Raw genomic sequence first — 15,162 nt, forward strand, 5'->3', positions numbered from 1 at the left:
GTGAGCGTCGAGAAACATGTCGGTCATGGCGCGGTGGCGCGCGCGGCCACGGTGGCCTTGCGGTCGAGCTTGCCCCAGCCGACGAGGCCCCCGCGCAGTGCGGCAACGACCGAACGCACCACCACCCAGTACATCACTTGACGATACGCGAATCGCTGCAGAAAGACGAGCCAGGTCAGCCGCCGATCCTCGCCCGGTTCCATCAGGAACGCGAGCACTGACGCGAGCCAGTCGACCAGCAGGAAGAGCGCGTACCAGGAGACCACCTGTTCCAGCGACGCGAGCGCGTAGGTACTGCCGTGCGAACGCTGCGTCAGGGCGATCGAGAGCAGGCTCCAGACGAAGAGCAGGTCGGCCAGCGGAGCGATCACGGCAAAGAGCAGCTGAAAGATCCAGACATTTGGCAGCGCCACGAATCCGAGCGTGCCGGCGCTCGGCCGGAAGAGGAGGTCGCGATGCTTCCAGGCACACTGCAGGGTACCAAATGCCCAGCGGAATCGCTGCTTCGCCAGCGTCCGCAACGTGTCGGGCGCTTCCGTCCACGCCACGGCGTCGCCCGCGTACGCCACCCGATGGCCACGACGGCCAATCGCCAGCGTCAGGTCCTGGTCCTCGGCGAGGGTGTCGCTACTGAAGCCGCCGGCTTCGAGCACCAGCGATTTCCGCCAGGCGCCGACCGCACCAGGAACCACGGTGATGCAGTCGAGCAGGGCGAACGCCCGTCGATCGAGATTCTGTGAAGTGATGTATTCGAGCGCCTGCCACCGGGTGACCAGGTTGATGCGATTGCCCACCTTGGCATTCCCCGCCACGGCGCCGACCTTGGGGTCGACCAGCGGCGCCACCAGGTGCGCCACAGTACCGGGCTCGAACAGCGTGTCGGCATCAAGACCCACGACGATTTCACCTTGCGCCCGCGCGATGCCGAAATTCAACGCGCTCGCCTTGCCGCCATTCTCCTTGCGATACACCGTCACGCGCGCGTCGTCTGCGAACCCCTGCTCGACGATGGCGCCGGTTCCGTCAGGCGAGCCGTCGTCGACCACTACGATCTCGAATGCGCCGAGGTACTCCTGGGCGAGCAGGGACCGCACCGTCTGCGGAATCACCTTGGCTTCGTTGTAGGCCGGCACAATCACCGAGACGGACGGGTGGTAGTCCATCGATGCGCGCGACCGCCGGAAGCGCTGGATCGCCGCCAGCACGAGGATGAAACCGAGGCGCCCCATGCCGAGCACGATGGCGATGAAGAAGATCGTGTAGACGCCGCGCTCGACCAGCGAGATGCTCCCGAAGGCCATCAGTTCCATCGCCCGGAGCCAGGCGCCACGGGGCGGTATCGGCGGCATGGTCACCGATGGTGGCAACCCGGCGAGATCGCCGAGCGACACGAATGTGTCGCCCGCAGCGCGCAGCGAGTCGATCAGCGGACCGAGCGCCGCCACGGTCTGCGAGCGGTCGCCCCCACCGTCGTGGAGCAGCACCACTTCGCCCCGCGGCAACGCATCCATCACGTTTTCGACGATCCTCTCGGCGCCCGGGTTGGTCCAGTCCTCCGCGTCGACACGAGTGCCCACGTTGATGTATCCGAGATCTGTCGCAATCGAGACCGGCACCAGTTCGTCGGCAGTCGTCGGCTCGGCATCGCCGAAATACGGTGGCCGGAAGAGAATCGTCCGGCGATCAAGTACCGCTTCGATCAGGCGCTCGTTGGCGTCGATTTCGAGTCGGGTAACCCAGTCGGAGGTGAGCGCGAGGTTGGGGTGGGTGAAGGTGTGGTTGCCGATCTCGTGCCCTTCGGCGAGGACACGACGTGCCAGCGCCGGCGATGCCTCGATGTGCGTCCCGATCATGAAGAAGGCCCCGTGCACCCCGCGCGAGCGCAGGGTATCGAGAATCATCGGGGTCCAGCGACGATCGGGGCCGTCGTCGAAGGTCAGCGCCACTCGGCCGGGGTGTCGGCCGGTGCGATTGACCACCCACGGCGACGGAACACGCTCCATCGTCTCGCGGGCGATCGCACCGGTGGCATCCACCGCAACAGTGCGCGACCCGGTGCGTGGGTGCGAGCCGATCGCCAGCAGCTCGCCACCGCCCCGGAACTCCACGTCGGAGCCCGGCTCGATCAGCCGAAGTGAATCGGGTGACTGCAATTCGCCGCGACGGTTGATAGCTCGCCAGAGCGACTGATCTTCTTCACCCAGCCGCCAGACCGCATGACTGGTGATCCCGAGCGCACGCGCACTGCGCATCTGATCGAGCGCTGTCACGGCGTCCTGGTACCAGATCACATGGTCGGTTGAATCCGGTGCGGTCCAGGCGAGATACGGATTCCGCGACAAGGTATCGAACTGGGGCAGGACGTTATTCTCGCGCGAGAAGCGCCAGACATCCTGGCTCGTGACGGCATCGCCCGACCCGCTGCCGGCATCGTTCCAGTCGTAGCCGTAAGCGGAGAAGGCCGCGATCGCCTTGGCCGCTGGCACCGCCTCGAGCAGATGTCGCGTGCGTTCGGCGTACCAGGCCCGGCTCGCCACCGGCCCGGCTTCAGCGCCGGGGCCACTGCCGTAGTGCTCATCGTAGAGCATCAGCAGGACACGATCACAGCGGGCAGTGAAACGTCGTACCCACGAGAGGTCGAGCGAGGGTTCGATTGCCATCGTCAGCAAGGGGCCCTGGCCGAGCGCCTTCCGCAACTCGTCGAGGAATCGCTCGATATCCGGCAGCGAACCCTCGGGCATGCTTTCGAAATCCACCGTGATGCCGGCGAGCCCGAGACGTCTGACCGCACTGACGGCCTGGCGCACGGCACGCTGCCGCCGGGTCGCATCGGCGAGCAGGCGCGGGCCACTGCTGCCACCAAACTCGCCGACTCCCTGCGTGACATTGCTGAGCATCAGCAGTACGCGCGGTCGTGCCGAATCCGGCAGCGACTGGATCAGGAAGAGCAGCTTCGGGTCGATTTTCAGCTGCAGCGAATCGCCACCGGGCGTCACGAAACCCCACTCGGCAATCACCCAGTCGAGCTGGTCAACATGCGCCTTGAGCGATGCAAAGGAGTTGTCGTCCCAGTTGACATAGAAACCGGCGAAGATCGAGTCAGGACTGCCACGGCGCTCCCTGACGGGGTGGAGCGGCAACCGGCCCGGGCGAACCGCTGGCGGCTGGCCTTGATGCCGCAACGCGCGGTAGAGACGTTCCCGGGCACTCTCTCGGAGCCGGGCGGCGCGGGAGCCGACCACGGCGGGCGCGTGGCGGCGGGTGGCCGGAGTAAAAGCGTCAAACTGAGGGAGCGCCGGCGGCAGCAAGGCAGCAACGATTAACCCGAAGACGCCGACCGTGCTGAGTGCCCCCAGGAGGTAGGCTCCTGCCCGGACGCGCTGCCAGCGGCGCCCAGTGGGCTCCGAGAAGACATGCGCCGAACGGTCTGCCGACAATCACACCTCGCTAAGCGGTGAAACAGAGAGGGGTCACGACCCGGGATGCGATAGATTCTAAGGGTTCGCCTCCCCCGATGTATTCCCTGTGAGCCCCGGAGTCCCTGTGCCACACGTCCGCCCGCGCCTGCAGGGGCGCTGATGCCGGAGATCGCCGTCATTGGCGCGGGGGCTGCTGGCCTGATGGCAGCAATTCACGCGGCCGGACCTGGTCGACGGGTCCGCCTCTACGAATCCACCGCCGACGGTGGCCGGAAGATCCTCATCTCCGGTGGCGGGCGTTGCAACGTGCTGCCGTCGGTCCTGGAGCCGCGCGACTATGTCACGGCGTCATCTCCGAACACGATGCGCAATATCCTGCGCAGCTGGCCGCTGGCCGAGCAACAGCAATTCTTTGAGGAAGAGGTCGGCCTCCCGCTGGTGCTCGAACCGGAAACCGGCAAACTGTTCCCGGTGGCGAACAAGGCACGCGCGGTGCGCGACTCGCTCCTCCATCTCGCCGAACGACGTGGCGTGGAGTTTGTCCCTGAGACCCGACTCGTCGACCTCATGCCAGACGCGGGGCGCTGGAAACTGATCTTCGCGCAGGCCGCAGCCAGGACCGCCGACGCGGTCATCCTGGCGACCGGCGGACTCTCGGTCCCGCAGACCGGATCCGATGGCGCCGGCCTCTCCCTCCTCGCCCGGCTCGGCCACACCGTCCACCCGACGTATCCCGCGCTCACCCCGCTCACACTCGAGCCCGCGCACTACACCGACCTCGCGGGCATTTCCCTCACCGTCACGATCACCGCGACAAGTGCGACCGAGAAGCGGATCGCAACAGGGGGCTTCCTCTTCACGCATCGCGGGTTCAGCGGCCCGGCAGCGCTCGACGTCTCTCACGTGGCGGTGCGAGGTCGGCTTGCTGGCGACGCACCGGCTCGGCTCTCGGTCCACTGGGGAACCCGCACCCAGGCGCAGTGGGAGTTCTCGTTAGCACCGGGTGCGCAATCGGTGGCGAACGCAGTGCGACAGTGGCTCCCCGCTCGACTTGCCGATCGGCTGCTGGCTCATGCCGACGTACCGGGTGCGACTGTGCTGGCGCAGTTGACCCGCGGCGCCCGACTGAAGGTGCTCGATGCCGTGCTACGGTATCCCCTGCCCTGGACTTCCGACGAAGGCTACAAGAAGGCTGAAGTGACTGGCGGCGGCGTTGCGCTCGCCGAAGTCCAACCACGTACCCTCGAAAGCCGAATCCTCCCCGGACTCTTTCTCGCCGGTGAATTGCTCGACGCATTCGGCCCGATTGGGGGCTACAATTTCGTCTGGGCCTGGACCACCGGTCGGCTTGCCGGCCTCGGCGCAACGCAGCACGAGGTCACCGTTCCGGGCCTCTGATCCACTCCTTCAACCCACCACTACCTATGCCACTACCGCGCCTGCTCGCCGCCTTGTTGCTCGGCCTGAGCGTCTCCGCAACAGCCCAGGCACCAGCCCACCTCACCACCCCGCAGGAAGCGCTCGGGCACGCGATCGGTGCCGACTATCGGCTGCCGAACTACACCCTGCTGCAGCGGTGGTGGGAGCAACTGGCGAAGCAGTCGCCCCGGATGCGGCTCGACACGATCGGTCGCACCGCCGAAGGACGGCCGCAGCTGATGGCGGTGATTTCCTCGCCGGCGAATCTCGCGAAACTCGAGGAATACCGTCGCACGAGTGAGTCGCTGGCGCGCGGGCGCATCGATGAGGCCACGGCACGCAAGTTGGCGGCGAGCGGCAAGGCCGTGGTCTGGATCGATGGCGGACTCCACGCCGACGAGGTGCTCGGCGCCAATCAGCTGCTCGAACTGGTCTGGCAGTTCGTCTCGATGAACGACCCCGAAACACTGCGGATTCTCGATGATGTGATCATCCTCGCGGTGCAGGTGAACCCCGATGGCATGGAGCTGGTGGCCGACTGGTACATGCGCAGCGCCGACTCGCTCAAGCGCTCGACCGGCGGGCTGCCGCGGCTCTACGAGAAGTACGCGGGGCACGACGACAACCGCGATTTCTATCGCAACGCACTCCCCGAGTCACGCAATGACTCGCGGATCCAGTATCGTACCTGGTACCCGCAGATCATCTACAATCACCATCAGACCGGTCCGGCCGGCTCGGTGATGTTCGTCCCGCCGTTCCGAGATCCGTTCAACTACTTCTTCGATCCGCTCATCCCCACTTCGCTCGACTGGGTCGGGATGGCGATGCAGCGACGCTTCGCCGCCGAAGGCAAGGGCGGCATTGTCGACGAGAACTCCACCTCGTATTCCACCTGGTGGAACGGCGGACTCCGCACTGCCGGGTACTTCCACAACATGATCGGCATTCTCACCGAGTCGATCGGCAACCCTACCCCGCAGACCATCCCGCTGCGCCTCGACCGCCAGCTGCCGAGCGGCGACGGCGTCTTCCCGGTGCAGTGGGGACCCTGGCGGTTCCGCCAGTCGATCGACTATTCGATGACCGCCAATCGCGCCATCCTCGATCTCGCGTCACGCTATCGCGAAGACCTGCTCTTCAATTTCTGGCGGATGGGCCGCAACTCCGTGGAGCGCGGGATGCGCGACAGCTGGACCGCCGAGCCGAACATCATTGATGCGGCGGCCAAGGCGAGCGTCGGGATGCAGGGCGCCGCCGCACAGCAGGCCCAGGCCGCCGTGCTGCGGGAGCCTGCTCGTCGCGATCCGCGCGCGTACGTGATTCCCGCGGGGCAGGCCGAGATGGGCAACGCGCTCGATTTCCTGCAGGCGCTGTCGACGTCGGGGATCGAGATTCACAAGGCCACGGCACCCTTCACCGTGAAGGGCGTGACCTACCCCAAGGGTTCCTTCGTGGTCCGTGGCGACCAGGCCTTCCGCCCCCACGTGCTCGACATGTTCGAGCCACAGCACCATCCGACCGACCTGCAGTACCCGGGTGGGCCGCCGAAGCGACCGTACGACAACGCCGGCTACACTCTCGCCTTTCAGATGGGCGTGCAGTTCGATCGCCTGCTCGATGCGTTTGATGCGCCACTCGCACCAGTCGTGACCGAAGAGATTCAACCCGATGCCGCACCGTTCGACAGCAAGGCGAAAGCGTGGCGAATTGCGGCGGGCTCGACCGATGGCTTCCTCGCGGTGAATCGCCTCGTCAAGGCGGCCCAGAAGGTTGATCGCCTCGCCAACGGTGATTTCCTCGTGCCGGCGAGCAAACTCAGCAGCCAGATCCTCGGCGAGCTGGCTCGCGAGCGCGGCCTGCCGACTTTCGCAGTCGCGAAGAGCAGCGGCGGCACTCCCGTGAAGCCGTTGCGTGTCGGACTCTGGGATCGCTACGGTGGCTCGATGCCGGCAGGCTGGACCCGCTGGATTCTCGAGAAGTACGAAATGCCCTTCGAACTGGTGTATGCTCCGCGACTCGATGCCGGTGACCTGCGCAAGCAGTTTGACGTGCTGATCTTCGTCGACGGCGCCATCCCTGGTGCACCGCGCGGTGGTGGGCCCGGCGGCGGTGGCCCTGGCGGTCGCGGCATCGATACCGCCACGATCCCGGTGGAATACCGCAACCAGGTCGGCAATGTGACACTCGCGACCACGGTGCCGCAGCTCAAGGCCTTCCTCGAACAGGGTGGCAAGGTGGTCGCCATTGGCTCTTCGGCCCTCAACCTTGCCAGCGGGCTGGTGCTGCCGATCGAGAGCCAGCTGGTCGAGAAGCAGGCGGATGGTTCAGCGCGACCGATCTCGCTCGACAGGTACTACATCCCTGGCTCGGTCCTGCGTGTGGCGGTCGACACCGCGCAATCCGCGGCGCTCGGCGCGCATCCGGTGACCGATGTCTTCTTCGACAACTCGCCGGTATTCCGGTTCCTGCCAGGTGCCGAGGCGAAGGGACTGAAGCGCATCGCCTGGTTCGCCGAGCCGGAGCCACTCAAGTCCGGCTGGGCCATCGGCCAGAACTATCTGCGCGACGGCATTGCAATGGCTTCGGCGCCGGTGGGACAGGGCACCGTCTACCTCTACGGGCCCGAGATTCTTTTCCGGGCACAGCCGCAGGGGACGTTCCGATTCCTGTTTAATGTGATGTACGGGACGACGCGATGACAGATGACAGATGACAGATGACAGCCGATAGATGACGGACGACGGAGGAGGAGGAGGAGGACGGATGGATCGAAACATTGCTTGCGTCGCGATCGCGCTGGTACTCGCGGCCAGCGGCTGCGCTGAAAACCCGGCATTGTACGGGCCCGGCGAAGGGAAGGTACAGGCGACCAACGCGCTGGTCTTCACACCGGCGACGGTGTTGACCACGGCAAACCATGACGTGACCTTCTCATTCGGCAGCACGGCGCATTCCATCATGTTCGATCCGAAATCTGGCGTGCCCGAGGATGTTCCACCGTCAAGTAACACCAGCGTCACCCGGAGATTTTCCGGACAGGGCCCGTTCAGCTATCACTGCGGGATTCACCCCAGCATGACCGGGACCGTCAACGTGTACTTCGCACCAGACTAAGGCAAGAGAAAGCGAAGACCGGTCTCCCAAACGGGAAGCCGGCCTTCGCTTCTGTCATCTGTCATCCGTCATCCCTGCTTCAGTACGTCCCCGTCACCGGCGCCGCCGTCACGTGCACGGTCCCCGTCATGGTCGGGTGGATGCCGCAATGATACGGGAAATCTCCCGGGGTATTGAAGGTGCGGGTCACCGACTTGCTGCTTGAAGGGGTCGCAATATCCTCCGGCTTGCCGTCGGCGGCAGCGAAGATCACCGTATGCGCGGTGCTGCCGAAGACAAATCGCATCGGCTCACCGGTGTTCACGTTGAGTACGGCCGGGGTGAAGGCAAGCGCGTTCGAGGCCTGGACGGCTGGGCCGATCCCGTTCCCGTTGGTCCCCGAGTCGCCGCTGCAGGCAGACAATCCGACCGTGGCGGCCAGGGCGAAGAGTGCTGCGAAACGTGATGCGGTCATGATGTTCCTCCGGTGCCGAACGTGACGTCGACACGCACGATGATGTTCTCGTTCATCCGGAGCATTCCGAGCGCCTTGGTGAGACCGCCAATGCCGTAGTCCTTCACATTGACTGGTGTCGCGCCCTTGAAGCGGATGATACTCCCCTGTCGCCAGACCCAGCCGGGGAGCCGTGCAGAGCGGGTCTGTCCATGAAGCGTGAAATGCCCCATCAACACGACAGACGTTGAATCACCGTGCAGTTCACCGGGCGCAACCGAGTCGAGCTGAAAGCGCAACGCGGGATACTTCTCGACTTCAAGGGAGGACCAGGTATCGCGATCGCGCTTGCCGTTCTGGCTGCTCAGCGTTTTCGCCGGCGCCTCGACCCAGCCGCGAACCCGGGCGAGTCCATCGGTGCTCGACATCTCGCCCTTCAACGTGGTCGTGGTGCCGGTGAACGCGCCGAGCGTGGCCTTGGCATCAAAAGAGAGCGAGCCACGCAGTGCGGTCGCGGCGGGGTAGCCCTGCGCGATGGCCGACGACTGAGGCACCCCGCCGATCACCAGCACGCTGCAGAGCGCCAGCCAGCGCGTGTGCATCAACGCACCAGCGGCGCGCGAACTACCAGGCGTCCGACCACGGCGTCACCCACCGTGCCATATCCTTCGGCCGTCACCCGCAACACACCGACGGGAAATGTCACGCCGCCAAAGAGTGACGCACGCTCCAGATTCACCTCGACCTTGCGCCGGTCGGTCTCGCCCTGTGCATTGGTGAAGTCCACCTGGAAGCGCGGACGCAATACGCTGTAGCCCACGCCGAGGTGCGGCCGGACCCTTCCCTTGCCGCCGCCGACGACCGCCTCGACCCCGAACACGCCCGGCGCCCAGCGATCGTCCGAGATGGTGCCACCAGAGCACTCGCTCGCGGGGTCTCGGATGGCGGCCTTGTCGCAGACAATCGGTGCGTGCAATGCGCCGAGAACACCTTCGGCCCGCAGGCCCAGTGCCCAGCCGTTCGAGAGCGCAAAGGGGTGCGCGATCGCGAGTGACACCAGATTCGCCTTCACCCCACGCACGCGCACGGGTGGAATCCAGGCCGCCTCGAGCAGGAAGCCGCCGACCACCGCACTCAGGCGCGGACGCACCACCACCGGAATCGGATCGGTGTTTTCCGGACCCTTGCCCGGACGGCAAGTCGTCGGCGTCGCCGTGGCGTCGTTTACCTTCGGCAGGTTCGCGACTTCGACGCCGATACTCACCCCGCGCGGCTTGCCCACCGGGGCACGCGCACCGGTGAACGCCATCGGCACCGAGAGGATCGCGAAGCTCTTCGCCTCGTTCGATTCCTTGCCAGGGAAGCAATCGCCCTGCGCACGGAGCACCATCGGCGCGAGCATCAGCGCCGCCACAATTCTCGAAGTCTTCCTCACTGGACGATCACCGTACCGCGCATGCCGCTGGTCGTGGAGCCGTGCACGCTGCAGTAATACTTGTACGTGCCCGGCGCCGTGAACTTGACCTGATAGGTCTTTGGAGGATCGAATCCCCCGCCTTGGCCAGGGAAGGACGGATTGCCGTAGGGCACCAGATCGTGGAACCCATCCTGCCAGACGAAGCTCACCGTCGTCCCCGCTGCGATCACGAGAGTCGCGGGCTCGAAGCGGGCACCGCCAGCGGTGAAGAGCTTCACGGTGGCCGTACCTGGCGGCAACGCGACGCTCGTCGCGGCGAAGCCAAGGCTCGGCCCTGCGAGCGTGCCGGCAAATGCCGTTGCGGTCTGCGCGCCGATCGCCGTACCGAGCGTCCAGAACGAAGTCGCGATACCGTCCACGCCGGAGGTCGTCTGGGCCGGCTCGAAGAACGCGTTGGCACCGTCGGCCTGCCAGATGACGAGCTCACCACCAGCCGGTACGCCACCACGAGTCACCATGACCCGCAATTCGTTGCCGAGCTGGGATCCGGCGTTGCCCGTCTGCCCGTTCCCGGCGCTCCCGGGGAAGGCCAGACCGAGTACGCCAGGAGTCGCAGTGAGTACCGTCGCGGCGAACTGCGTTGACGCGGTCCCCACCGTGGCGTTTGCCGTTTGTGGTCCCGCGATGTTGCCGACGGTCCAGGCCGCGGTGGCGACTCCGTCGGCATTGGTGGCACCGCTGCCGATGATGGTCCCTCCGCTCGCGGTCCAGGTGACGTCCTGGCCTGTAACGGCCGCGCCCGAACGCGACACCTTGACGCGCAGGGGAACGGCAATGGCCTGACCGGTAATCACGGTCTGCGCATCGCCGCTGGGTGACCCCTTTTCCACCAGGATGGGTGCGGGCGGCGGCGGCGGAGGAGGGGCAGTGCCGCCGTCGCCACCGCAGGCACTGACCAGCAGCATCGCGAGCACGGGAAATGACGCCCGTGACGAACAGTTGCGTGACATACATCTCCTCGGCGGTGAACAGCGCAAGCACTGAGAAGCTAGTATCAGCCGCCCGGCTGTGAATCAGTAGCAATCCGGACCGGCGAAGAAGCCGACGGGGAGGGGCCCGGCGTGCGAGCAGACGGCGGGGCCTCTGCTGGAGATGCGCGGCGCGCCGGGAATCCCGACATGGAGGAGACGTTTGTACGCGCGGTCAGGGCACCAACGCCTTCGGTCCCTTCAAATGCTTGTCCAGCCACCCCGTCATTTCGGCGAGGGTCTGACCAATCGATTCGCGTGCCGCGTAGCCGTGACGCTCTCCCGGTAGCATCACCAGTCGCGCCGTGCCGCCATTCCCCTTCACCGCCGCATACATCCGCTCGGACTGGATCGGGAAGGTGCCCTGATTGTCGTCGTCGGTGCCGTGGATGAAGAGAATCGGATCCTTCAGCTTGTCGGCGTAGTTGAATGGCGCCATCCGGTTGTAGACATCTTCCGCTTCCCAGTACGTGCGCTGCTCATTCTGGAAACCGAACGGCGTCAACGACCGGTTATAGGCGCCACTGCGCGCGATCCCCGCCTTGAACAGTCGGGTATGCGCGAGCAGGTTCGCCGTGGTAAAGGCGCCGTATGAATGTCCGCCGACAGCCATCCGGTCGCGATCGCCAACGCCCATTGCCACCAGCGTGTCGATGGCGGCCTTCGCTGACATTTCGAGCTGCTCGACATAGGTGTCATTCGGCTCCTTGCCGTTGACACCGACAATCGGGAAGGTCGGGTTGTCGAGCACACCGTAGCCCTGCGTCAGCAGGAAGAGCTGCGAGGCTCCGGAGGGCCGCACGAAGCGATACGGCGAGCCGCTCACTTGCGAGGCCGCGTCAGCGGATCCGAACTCGGCCGGATATACCCAGAGCAGGAACGGCAGCCGACCATCGCGCGATGCGTTGTAACCCGGTGGCAGATAGAGTGTGCCGGAGAGCTTGACACCGTCGGCGCGCGTGTAGGTGATAAGCTGCGACGTGACCCCCGCGAACTCGGGCGCGGGATCCTTCACATCCGTGAGTGCCAGCGGCGCGCGCCGCAGGATCACGTCACGCTGGAAGTAGTTCGCCGGCTCGGCCTTCGATTCGCGACGGGTCAGAAAGGTTCCGGCGTCGGCATCGAGTGCCGCGACCACACTCTCGTAGTAGGGAGCCTGCGACCGGAAGAGGCGAGTGGTCTTGAGCGTGGCGAGGTCGATCTTGTCGAGAAACGGGCGATCGCCTTCCGACGAGGCGCCGGCGCCAGTGAGCCAGAGCGCCTTGCCATCGCGGGAGAACTGCAGCAGCGATCGACCATCCGGCGTCTGCATCATCAGTGGCGTCCCGGGGTCGTTGTAGCGATCGTCGCTCGATCGCTCCCAGAGCAACCGCGGGGTACTCCCGGGGTGCGATGGATCCAGGATCCAGGTGCGCGACTTCCGCTCCTTGGCATTCGATTCACTCAGGAGGGCGAAATTCCCGCGTCCCCAGGTGATCCCCCCGGCGCGCCATTCGGTTTCGGCGAGCGTGGCAGCGGTTCCGGTGAACGGCGCGTCGAGGGCAAGAATCCGGTCGCGCTTTGGCGCAGCAACCCGCGGATCGCCACCGTCGAGCGCTTCGGTCCAGAGTAGCGTCGCCATGGCATCGGCGCGCCAGCGATAGCCACGCGGCCCCGGCAGGACGGCGCCCCGCACGTTGGGTGCGCTCTCGATTCTGGTACGATCCTCGAGCACCTTCGCCACGGTGCCATCACGGCGCCACAGTTCCGTGCGTGCCGGGAAGCGGCTCCACGGGAAGAGATAGGAGAACGGCCGGTGCACCGTCGTCACGAGGAACCACTGGTCGTCAGGCGATGCGTTCACCGATGTCACCAGGCCTGCCTTGCCGAACGGGGCCATCTTCCCGTCGAGCTCGACGACCAGGTACTGCGTCGCGAAGTAGTACTCGAACATCGACTCGTCGGTCGGATCCTTGAGCAGGTCCTCATAGGTCGGGGCTGGCACCCCCTTCCCTTCGGTCTCCTGCGTGATCGCCGACGTCGGCGTGTTCGGCCGAACAGGTGGTGCACCTCGCCCGGCCGGAATCGTGGCGCAGAGCAGCCGGGCTCCACCATCGAGCCAGTCACAGGCGGCGCCGTGGGCAAGATTCAGTACCGGACCGGTGAGTCGCCGCACCTGCCCCGTCGTGTCGCCGAGGAAAAGCGAGATGCCCTGGTCGCTCGTCTGCGTGAAGGTGAACTTCGCCCCGTCGGGCGCCCAGTCGGCGCCGCTGAGTCGACCGCCTTCCGGCACCCGCACCGTGACCTGCGTGCGATCACGGGCGCGCTGCAACGTCAGGGCGATGTATCCCGTGGCATTGGCCGGACCGTTGGTTCGCGGATCGATGCGACTGCCGGCAAGCTTGAGATGCGGTGCGGCGACCTCGGTGATCGGCGCCAGCTGCCCCTTCCGCTCCGCCAGCACGAAGAAGTTTCGTCGCGGCGAGAGTGAAAGCACGGGAGTCGGTCGGGCGTCGAGCATCCGGGCAATGGCGGCGGGTGCGTCGCGATAGCCACCCTGCGCCGGGAGCGATGTGGCGGAGGCGGCAACAATGAAGAGCAGCGTGGCAGGGACGCGACGAAACATGAATTCTCCGGGAGGGTTGCGACCCTAGGTATCCTAGTGGTCAGCCGCCACCCCGCAACCCGCACACCCCCGTGGAGCCCTCCCAATGTCCCGACTCGGATGCGCCCTTACCTGGCTTGGTCACAGCGCCTTTCACCTTCAGGGGGAACCGGCCGGGCCTGGGATACTGATCGACCCCTGGCTCGAGAATCCGAAAGCGCCCGCGAACGCCACGGCGCTCGCCGAAGCCGCCTCGCTGATTCTCCTCACCCATGGTCATTTCGACCACCTCGCCGGTGTCGCGGCGCTCGCCATCCGGACCGGCGCGACCATCGCGACCAATTATGAACTGGCGTTTGAACTCGGCGCCGAAGGTGTCCCCGATGCGCAGCTCATAGGCTTCAATAAGGGCGGTGCGGCAACAGTCCAGGGCATCACTGTCACACTGACGCAGGCATTCCATTCTTCCTCGCTCAGGATGGAGGACGGCCGGGCGCGATCGGTGGGTGACCCTTGCGGCATGGTGATCGAACTGCCCAGCGGCACCGTCATCTACAACACCGGCGATACCTGCGTATTCGGTGACATGGCCCTCATCGCGGAACTCTACCGACCGGGCGTGCTGATGCTGCCGATCGGAGATTTCTACACCATGGGCCCGCGACAGGCAGCCAAGGCCTGTGAACTCGTCTCGCCGCAGTGGATCATCCCGCAGCACTACGGCACCTTCCCCGGGCTGCCCGGGACTCCCGACGCATTGCGCGCCCTGCTGCCGACCTCCCTGCGCGATCGGGTGCTCACGCCCCCGCCCGGCGAAACAATCAGGTAAGTTCGAGTATGGCATCCATCTCGTTGCTCGGAGTTCCGCTCGACCTCGGTGCGTCCCGGCGCGGCGTGGAAATGGGCCCCTCGGCGGTCCGGCTGGCGCAGCTGGCGACGCGACTCGAATCGCTTGGCCACCAGGTCACCGACACCGGCGACGTGGTAGTTCCCACGCGAGAGACGCTCGGTTTCGAAGCCGGCATCGATTATCTGCAGACCATCACCACCGTCTGCCGCGAAGTCGCCCTGCGCACCGCGGCCCTCGTGCGCAGCGGCAGCATTCCGCTGGTGCTCGGCGGTGACCACTCCGTCGCGGCAGGCTCGGTCGCTGGCGTGGCCACGGCGCTGGCGGAGCGCGGGGGCAAACTCGGCCTCATCTGGCTTGATGCCCACGCCGATCTCAACACGCCGCAGAGCACCCTCAGCGGCAACGTGCACGGTATGCCCGTCGCGCACCTCCTCGGTCACGGCGACGCGAACATGGCGCGCCTGGCATCGCCAGCACCAGCGGTCAGTGCCGAGCACACCGTCATCATCGGCGCACGCGATCTCGACCAGGCCGAGCGCAGCAATGCGCGCGATTTCGGCGTGACGATCTACACCATGCGCGATCTCGATGAACGCGGGCTACGCACGGTGCTGGTCGAGGCGATCGAAAAGGTGAGCCGGGGAACCGCGGGTATTCACGTGTCGCTCGATCTCGACTTCGTCGATCCCCAGGAGGCACCGGGAGTCGGCACGCCAGTGCGCGGCGGGGCGACCTATCGCGAAGCCCATCTGGCGATGGAGACGCTCTGGGACACGGGACGAATCGTCTCGATGGATCTGGTCGAGGTGAACCCGGTACTCGACCGCTTCAATCAGACGGCCGAACTCGCCGTGGGCCTGATGGCCAGCGCGTTCGGGCAACGCATCCTGTAGCG

11 protein-coding genes are annotated in these 15,162 nt (G+C 65.9%); 5 read left to right on the forward strand and 6 right to left on the reverse strand.

Annotated elements, in window-relative coordinates:
• Positions 1-23: 23 nt before the first annotated feature.
• Complete coding sequence (locus tag V4558_14375) at positions 24-3,437, reverse strand: glycosyltransferase (GenBank protein MES2306693.1); 3,414 nt, start codon at positions 3,435-3,437, stop codon at positions 24-26.
• 141 nt (positions 3,438-3,578) lie between these two features.
• Here V4558_14375 and V4558_14380 point away from each other — a divergent pair, with 141 nt between their 5' ends.
• The 3 genes from V4558_14380 to V4558_14390 all read left to right on the forward strand — a co-directional run bounded on the left by V4558_14380 (position 3,579) and on the right by V4558_14390 (position 7,955).
• Positions 3,579-4,817: an aminoacetone oxidase family FAD-binding enzyme gene (locus V4558_14380; GenBank protein ID MES2306694.1), complete on the forward strand. Its 1,239-nt coding sequence runs from the start codon at positions 3,579-3,581 to the stop codon at positions 4,815-4,817.
• A gap of 26 nt (positions 4,818-4,843) precedes the next feature.
• Positions 4,844-7,540 carry a M14 metallopeptidase family protein gene (locus V4558_14385; GenBank protein ID MES2306695.1) on the forward strand — a complete coding sequence of 899 codons (2,697 nt, stop codon included), beginning with the start codon at positions 4,844-4,846 and terminating at the stop codon, positions 7,538-7,540.
• A gap of 64 nt (positions 7,541-7,604) precedes the next feature.
• Complete coding sequence (locus tag V4558_14390; protein MES2306696.1) at positions 7,605-7,955, forward strand: hypothetical protein; 351 nt, start codon at positions 7,605-7,607, stop codon at positions 7,953-7,955.
• A 79-nt stretch (positions 7,956-8,034) separates the two neighbouring features.
• Here V4558_14390 and V4558_14395 read toward each other — a convergent pair whose 3' ends face one another.
• The 5 genes from V4558_14395 to V4558_14415 form a co-directional block, all read right to left on the reverse strand.
• A complete protein-coding gene (locus V4558_14395; protein ID MES2306697.1) occupies positions 8,035-8,409 on the reverse strand; it encodes a cupredoxin domain-containing protein in 375 nt (124 codons plus the stop codon).
• A complete protein-coding gene (locus V4558_14400) occupies positions 8,406-8,990 on the reverse strand; it encodes a YceI family protein (protein MES2306698.1) in 585 nt (194 codons plus the stop codon). The genes V4558_14395 and V4558_14400 overlap by 4 nt, the downstream gene beginning before the upstream one ends.
• Positions 8,990-9,823 (reverse strand): hypothetical protein, encoded by an 834-nt coding sequence (locus V4558_14405; GenBank protein MES2306699.1) that lies wholly within the window; start codon positions 9,821-9,823, stop codon positions 8,990-8,992. Before V4558_14405 ends, V4558_14400 begins: the two co-directional genes overlap by 1 nt.
• Positions 9,820-10,815, reverse strand: a complete 996-nt coding sequence (locus V4558_14410; protein ID MES2306700.1) for a plastocyanin/azurin family copper-binding protein — start codon at positions 10,813-10,815, stop codon at positions 9,820-9,822. The genes V4558_14405 and V4558_14410 overlap by 4 nt, the downstream gene beginning before the upstream one ends.
• Positions 10,816-11,008: 193 nt before the next feature.
• Positions 11,009-13,438: a prolyl oligopeptidase family serine peptidase gene (locus V4558_14415; protein MES2306701.1), complete on the reverse strand. Its 2,430-nt coding sequence runs from the start codon at positions 13,436-13,438 to the stop codon at positions 11,009-11,011.
• An 85-nt stretch (positions 13,439-13,523) separates the two neighbouring features.
• Here V4558_14415 and V4558_14420 point away from each other — a divergent pair, with 85 nt between their 5' ends.
• Together V4558_14420 and rocF are read left to right on the forward strand one after the other, a co-directional pair.
• Positions 13,524-14,246 (forward strand): metal-dependent hydrolase, encoded by a 723-nt coding sequence (locus tag V4558_14420; GenBank protein ID MES2306702.1) that lies wholly within the window; start codon positions 13,524-13,526, stop codon positions 14,244-14,246.
• Positions 14,247-14,254: 8 nt separating this feature from the next.
• Positions 14,255-15,160, forward strand: coding sequence for an arginase (gene rocF / locus V4558_14425; GenBank protein ID MES2306703.1), 906 nt, complete (start codon positions 14,255-14,257; stop codon positions 15,158-15,160).
• Positions 15,161-15,162: the final 2 nt, after the last annotated feature.

The sequence above is a fragment of the Gemmatimonadota bacterium genome (genome assembly GCA_040388535.1).
Classification (GTDB): domain Bacteria; phylum Gemmatimonadota; class Gemmatimonadetes; order Gemmatimonadales; family GWC2-71-9; genus Palsa-1233.

Bases quoted from the DNA above. Each gene is read 5' to 3' on its own strand.
- V4558_14410 (MES2306700.1), bottom strand. From the start codon at position 10,815: ATGTCACGCAACTGTTCGTCACGGGCGTCATTTCCCGTGCTCGCGATG.
- V4558_14385 (MES2306695.1), top strand. From the start codon at position 4,844: ATGCCACTACCGCGCCTGCTCGCCGCCTTGTTGCTCGGCCTGAGCGTC.
- V4558_14395 (MES2306697.1), bottom strand. From the start codon at position 8,409: ATGACCGCATCACGTTTCGCAGCACTCTTCGCCCTGGCCGCCACGGTC.
- V4558_14400 (MES2306698.1), bottom strand. From the start codon at position 8,990: ATGCACACGCGCTGGCTGGCGCTCTGCAGCGTGCTGGTGATCGGCGGG.
- V4558_14415 (MES2306701.1), bottom strand. From the start codon at position 13,438: ATGTTTCGTCGCGTCCCTGCCACGCTGCTCTTCATTGTTGCCGCCTCC.
- V4558_14380 (MES2306694.1), top strand. From the start codon at position 3,579: ATGCCGGAGATCGCCGTCATTGGCGCGGGGGCTGCTGGCCTGATGGCA.
- V4558_14420 (MES2306702.1), top strand. From the start codon at position 13,524: ATGTCCCGACTCGGATGCGCCCTTACCTGGCTTGGTCACAGCGCCTTT.
- rocF (MES2306703.1), top strand. From the start codon at position 14,255: ATGGCATCCATCTCGTTGCTCGGAGTTCCGCTCGACCTCGGTGCGTCC.
- V4558_14390 (MES2306696.1), top strand. From the start codon at position 7,605: ATGGATCGAAACATTGCTTGCGTCGCGATCGCGCTGGTACTCGCGGCC.